Source organism: Alcaligenes sp. GW821-FHT11D07 (genome assembly GCF_058808495.1).
Window position 1 is genome coordinate 3,791 of the sequence record NZ_JBXART010000007.1, and the last position, 1,642, is coordinate 5,432.

The window sequence follows — 1,642 nt, forward strand, 5'->3', positions numbered from 1 at the left end:
GCGGTTAGGCTACCTACTTCTGGTGAAACCCACTCCCATGGTGTGACGGGCGGTGTGTACAAGACCCGGGAACGTATTCACCGCGACATTCTGATCCGCGATTACTAGCGATTCCGACTTCACGCAGTCGAGTTGCAGACTGCGATCCGGACTACGATCGGGTTTCTGAGATTGGCTCCCCCTCGCGGGTTGGCGACCCTCTGTCCCGACCATTGTATGACGTGTGAAGCCCTACCCATAAGGGCCATGAGGACTTGACGTCATCCCCACCTTCCTCCGGTTTGTCACCGGCAGTCTCATTAGAGTGCTCTTGCGTAGCAACTAATGACAAGGGTTGCGCTCGTTGCGGGACTTAACCCAACATCTCACGACACGAGCTGACGACAGCCATGCAGCACCTGTGTTCCGGTTCTCTTGCGAGCACTCCCAAATCTCTTCGGGATTCCAGACATGTCAAGGGTAGGTAAGGTTTTTCGCGTTGCATCGAATTAATCCACATCATCCACCGCTTGTGCGGGTCCCCGTCAATTCCTTTGAGTTTTAATCTTGCGACCGTACTCCCCAGGCGGTCAACTTCACGCGTTAGCTGCGCTACTAAGGCCTAACGGCCCCAACAGCTAGTTGACATCGTTTAGGGCGTGGACTACCAGGGTATCTAATCCTGTTTGCTCCCCACGCTTTCGTGTCTGAGCGTCAGTATTATCCCAGGGGGCTGCCTTCGCCATCGGTATTCCTCCACATATCTACGCATTTCACTGCTACACGTGGAATTCTACCCCCCTCTGACATACTCTAGCTCGGCAGTTAAAAATGCAGTTCCAAGGTTGAGCCCTGGGATTTCACATCTTTCTTTCCGAACCGCCTACACACGCTTTACGCCCAGTAATTCCGATTAACGCTTGCACCCTACGTATTACCGCGGCTGCTGGCACGTAGTTAGCCGGTGCTTATTCTGCAGATACCGTCAGCAGTACCTCGTATTAGGAGGTACCTTTTCTTCTCTGCCAAAAGTACTTTACAACCCGAAGGCCTTCATCATACACGCGGGATGGCTGGATCAGGGTTTCCCCCATTGTCCAAAATTCCCCACTGCTGCCTCCCGTAGGAGTCTGGGCCGTGTCTCAGTCCCAGTGTGGCTGGTCGTCCTCTCAAACCAGCTACGGATCGTTGCCTTGGTGAGCCTTTACCCCACCAACTAGCTAATCCGATATCGGCCGCTCTAATAGTGAGAGGTCTTGCGATCCCCCCCTTTCCCCCGTAGGGCGTATGCGGTATTAGCCACTCTTTCGAGTAGTTATCCCCCGCTACTAGGCACGTTCCGATATATTACTCACCCGTCCGCCACTCGCCACCAAGAGAGCAAGCTCTCTCGTGCTGCCGTTCGACTTGCATGTGTAAAGCATCCCGCTAGCGTTCAATCTGAGCCAGGATCAAACTCTTCAGTTTAATCTCTGTGGTTGTCCCGTCTTGCGACGAGACCGATTGTGTCTCAAAGAAAAATTCAGAGTTTACACAAGGTAAATCTTCATTCTTCGTTTGTGAGCACTTGATACAAACTTGTGGCGATCCCCGAAGGGTTCGACTCGCTCATTCCAAGCGCCCACACTTATCGGCTGTTAATTGTTAAAGAGCAGTGACAGTT

Annotated in this window: 1 rRNA gene (only partly in view); it reads right to left on the minus strand. The window is 52.7% G+C overall.

The features are described from left to right. Positions 1 to 1,446: ribosomal RNA gene (locus tag AC1RSM_RS18625) — 16S ribosomal RNA — on the minus strand (it extends 190 nt beyond the left edge of the window). Positions 1,447 to 1,642: the final 196 nt, after the last annotated feature.